Raw genomic sequence first — 3,416 nt, 5'->3', positions numbered from 1 at the left:
ATCGAGGCCCGCGACCGCCGCGAGGAATGGCTCGACTGCGCGCGGGAGAACCGCAACGCCGCTGGCCTCGACGACGAGATCGCTATCGTCGAGGCCGATGCCCGCGAGGCTGCGCTCGATGCCGACTGCGTCGTCACGAACCTGCCGTTCGGCGTCCGCGTCGACGAGGATCTGCGGGACCTCTATGCGGCCTTCGCCGACCGACTCGTCGAGGGGTCGGTCGACCGCGCAGTCGCGCTCACGACGAAACCCGAATTCCTGCCGTTAGAGCCCGTCGAACGCTACGACATCCCCTACGGTCGACTCGACGCCGCCATCGTGGTCTACGAACCGTGGGGGTAGTTACCACGGTTTTGTGGACGACTGTCAGCAACGATTGCCACTCGCCGGTATCTTTATGAACATCCGTGTAATATCACGAAAGTACATGCGAGACAATCGTCGTACACGAGGTTCGCTTCTTGCCGTCGTAGGTGTACATCCCTGATTTTGTCCGCCCGGCCGCACCGACGACGACCACACGACCCAACGAACCAATGAGCACCGAACCTTCCACGACCCCTGACCCGCAGTTGACCGACGCCCCGACAACCGAGATTAGCGCCCGCGGTACCGACCCCTGGGCGACCGAGGAAACCAACGAAGCCGCCGATATCACCTCGGCGAAGGCCCCCCAGCAGTTCGACCCGCTTTCGCTCGCACGGATGCGCAACCTCATGGACGACGACAACGCCTACTGTCGCTGATCGAACGTCTCGCTTTCCCGCTACCCGAACTTCTTAGCGGCCGCAACGCCAATCTTCGACGATGGACCGTCCTGCGTGGCTGACCGCGCCCAACCCGCGCGTCCTCGACTGGTCGCTCCTGCTTGGCGTCGGCTTCGTGCTCGCGACGGGTATCGTGAGCCTGTTCTCCGGCCGCCCCTCGCGAGCGTGGGTGTTCCTGACCCACGGCCTCGGCGGCCTCGTACTGGCGGGCCTCGTCGGCCTGAAACTCCGGCGGGTTCGCTACCGCGTCGCGGGCGCTCGCCGAAGCGCCACCATCGCCCTCTCGGTGCTCCTCGCCATCGTCACGCTCGCCGCCTTGGCCTCCGGCGTCGCGTGGGTCTTCGGCGCCTCGCTCGATCTGGGCCCGTGGGGCCTGCTCAACCTCCACATCGGCCTCGGATTGGTCGTCGCCATCCTGCTCGCCGGGCACCTCCGCTCGCGGTTCCGGCTGCCCGGCCGGTCGGACGTCGAGGGCCGACGGACGGCGCTCCGATACACCGCCCTCGTCGTCGCCGGGGCGGCCACCTACCGTGCGCAGACGGCTATCAACAGCGCGCTCGAAACGGCCGGCTCCGAGCGCCGATTCACCGGCTCTCGCGAGGCGGGTAGCGACGACGGCAACGGCTTCCCGGTCACGAGCTGGGTCGCCGACGACCCCGAACCGGTCGACCGGGCGGACTGGTCGCTGTCCGTCGACGGCGCCGTCGCCGACCCGCTCGAATTCGACTACGAGGAACTCGGGGGTGACGAACGCCGCGCCGTCCTGGATTGCACCAGCGGCTGGTACTCCGAACACGACTGGCAGGGCGTTTCGGTCGCCTCGCTGCTCGATGCGGCCGACCCCGACGCCGAGGCCCGGTGGGTTTCCTTCCGGTCGGTTACCGGCTACCGCTGGAGTCTCCCCATCGAGGCGGCCCGCGACGCCCTGCTGGGGACCCACGTCGACGGCGACCGGCTTACCCACGGCCACGGTTTTCCGGTTCGACTGGTCGCACCCGGACGCCGCGGCTTCCAGTGGGTGAAATGGGTCGAAGAGGTACGCGTGACCCGTCGACGGGACCACAGCGAGCGAATCGCGATCTTCGTCAGCGGCTTCCGGTAACGGCTCGGACCCGTCCTATCGGCGGTCGGAATCGACCGGCCGCCCTTCCTCGGTCGGCGGCGCGATGTGGTCGATGAACGTCTCCGCGTCGGGGTCGGACACCTTCACGCGGACGTGGATGTCGCCTAACTCGCTGCCGCTGCCGACGGCGAAGTTGACGACGTCGCGGAAGGCCGCCTGCTTCTTGAGGTCGAAACTGAACGTGTCGCCCTCCAGATTCGCGAAGAACTGCCCGCGGGCGGTGTCGAGGATCGCCTGCTCGTGGAGGCGCTCGGAGAAGTGGTCCATCGTGTGGCACGTCGCCAGCAACTCGCCCGGATGGGACTCGATGTCGGCCTCCGGGAAGAGGTTCCGGATGGCGTCGGCCACCCGGTCGCTTACCTCGGTGTCCTGTACCGGCGCGGTGATCTGGATGTCGACGCTGTATATCATTGGTCGAGTAGCTCCCGGGCCCGCTCGCGGAACTCCTCGAGGGTGCCCGTATTGTCGATGGTCACGTCGGCGCGTGCCAGCGCCTCGTCGAGGCCGAAACTCAGCTCGCGTTCGTCGCGGGCTTCGAGGCTCTCGCCGTCCTCGCCGACCTTATCCCGGCCGCGGTCGTTGATTCGCTCTTCGCGCACCTCGAAGGGCGCCTCGATGCTGACGAGCGTGAAGTCGTCGCCGAATCGCTCCTCGAAGGCGTCGACCTCGATGCCCGAGCGAATCCCGTCGACGAGCACCGTGTCGTCCTCTTCCAGTGCCGCCTCGATATGCGGCAGCGACTCCTCGGCGATAGCGGCGGGACCGTTTTCCTGCCGCAGTTTCTGGGCGATCTCGCCGTGATGCTCGGCGGGGTCGAGGCCGCGCTCGCGACACTCCGCCCGGATGACGTCGCCCATCGTGACGACCGGGACGCCAAGCTCCTCGGCGACGTTGGCGAACTCGCCTTTGCCGCTGCCGGCCAGCCCGACGGTTCCGATGACCTGCATTCGTACGTCGGTAGTCCGAGCGGCCGTTTAACGGCTTTGTTCGGCGGCCGCCAACCTCATCCCCGCAGGAACGCTATCGACCACATGGCACAACGTTCCCTCCTCACCCGTGGGCTGTGGTTCGTCTTCGTCGGCTGGTGGCTGACGCCCATCCTCGTCAACGTCGCGTGGCTGCTGGGGCTTACCGTCGTCCTCCTGCCCATCTCGGTCAAGCTCATCAACCTCGTCCCGACGGCGCTGACCCTGAAATCCCCCGAATCGACCATCGACCCCGAAGCCGGCCGCGGCCAGCACAACCTCGTGGTCCGGGCCGTCTATTTCGTCTTCGTCGGCTGGTGGGCGAGTTTCATCTGGGCGAACGTCGCCAACGTCCTCGCCATCACCGTCATCGGCCTGCCTGTGGCCATCTGGATGCTTCACCGCCTGCCGTTCGTGCTGTCGCTGTATCGCTACGACGGCTAACCCGTATCGCTTTTGAGGACACCGCCGCTATCCGGAAGCGAGGGCGCGTAGCTCAGTCCGGATAGAGCGTCGGACTTCTAATCCGACGGCCGTGGGTTCAAATCCCATCGCGCCCGT

At 66.8% G+C, this 3,416-nt stretch carries 6 protein-coding genes and 1 tRNA gene; 5 read left to right on the top strand and 2 right to left on the bottom strand.

Going from position 1 to position 3,416, the window contains the following annotated elements; all coding sequences use genetic code 11:
• The 3 genes from V5A53_RS13915 to V5A53_RS13905 form a co-directional block, all read left to right on the top strand.
• The coding region (locus V5A53_RS13915) for a hypothetical protein (RefSeq protein WP_332314218.1) at window positions 1–342 on the top strand (342 nt) is incomplete at its 5' end.
• 194 nt (window positions 343–536) lie between these two features.
• Window positions 537–746, top strand: a complete 210-nt coding sequence (locus V5A53_RS13910; protein ID WP_332314217.1) for a hypothetical protein — start codon at window positions 537–539, stop codon at window positions 744–746.
• 61 nt (window positions 747–807) lie between these two features.
• On the top strand, window positions 808–1,869 hold the full coding sequence (locus tag V5A53_RS13905; RefSeq protein WP_332314216.1) for a molybdopterin-dependent oxidoreductase: 1,062 nt from the start codon (window positions 808–810) through the stop codon (window positions 1,867–1,869).
• A 15-nt stretch (window positions 1,870–1,884) separates the two neighbouring features.
• Here the strand turns inward: V5A53_RS13905 and V5A53_RS13900 are convergent, their stop codons facing one another.
• Window positions 1,885–2,301, bottom strand: coding sequence for an RNA-binding domain-containing protein (locus V5A53_RS13900; RefSeq protein ID WP_332314215.1), 417 nt, complete (start codon window positions 2,299–2,301; stop codon window positions 1,885–1,887).
• Window positions 2,298–2,837, bottom strand: coding sequence for an AAA family ATPase (locus tag V5A53_RS13895; protein ID WP_332314214.1), 540 nt, complete (start codon window positions 2,835–2,837; stop codon window positions 2,298–2,300). The genes V5A53_RS13900 and V5A53_RS13895 overlap by 4 nt, the downstream gene beginning before the upstream one ends.
• Before the next feature lie 84 nt (window positions 2,838–2,921).
• Here V5A53_RS13895 and V5A53_RS13890 point away from each other — a divergent pair, with 84 nt between their 5' ends.
• Both V5A53_RS13890 and V5A53_RS13885 read left to right on the top strand, forming a co-directional pair.
• On the top strand, window positions 2,922–3,299 hold the full coding sequence (locus tag V5A53_RS13890) for a YccF domain-containing protein (RefSeq protein ID WP_332314213.1): 378 nt from the start codon (window positions 2,922–2,924) through the stop codon (window positions 3,297–3,299).
• A gap of 41 nt (window positions 3,300–3,340) precedes the next feature.
• Window positions 3,341–3,415 (top strand) — tRNA-Arg (locus tag V5A53_RS13885).
• Window position 3,416: the final 1 nt, after the last annotated feature.

The organism is Natronomonas sp. (genome assembly GCF_036625485.1).
GTDB lineage: Archaea > Halobacteriota > Halobacteria > Halobacteriales > Haloarculaceae > Natronomonas.
Note: the sequence above shows the minus strand (reverse complement) of the source record. Positions and strands in the feature narration are given on the sequence as shown.

Bases quoted from the DNA above. Each gene is read 5' to 3' on its own strand.
- V5A53_RS13910 (WP_332314217.1), top strand. From the start codon at position 537: ATGAGCACCGAACCTTCCACGACCCCTGACCCGCAGTTGACCGACGCC.
- V5A53_RS13905 (WP_332314216.1), top strand. From the start codon at position 808: ATGGACCGTCCTGCGTGGCTGACCGCGCCCAACCCGCGCGTCCTCGAC.
- V5A53_RS13900 (WP_332314215.1), bottom strand. From the start codon at position 2,301: ATGATATACAGCGTCGACATCCAGATCACCGCGCCGGTACAGGACACC.
- V5A53_RS13895 (WP_332314214.1), bottom strand. From the start codon at position 2,837: ATGCAGGTCATCGGAACCGTCGGGCTGGCCGGCAGCGGCAAAGGCGAG.
- V5A53_RS13890 (WP_332314213.1), top strand. From the start codon at position 2,922: ATGGCACAACGTTCCCTCCTCACCCGTGGGCTGTGGTTCGTCTTCGTC.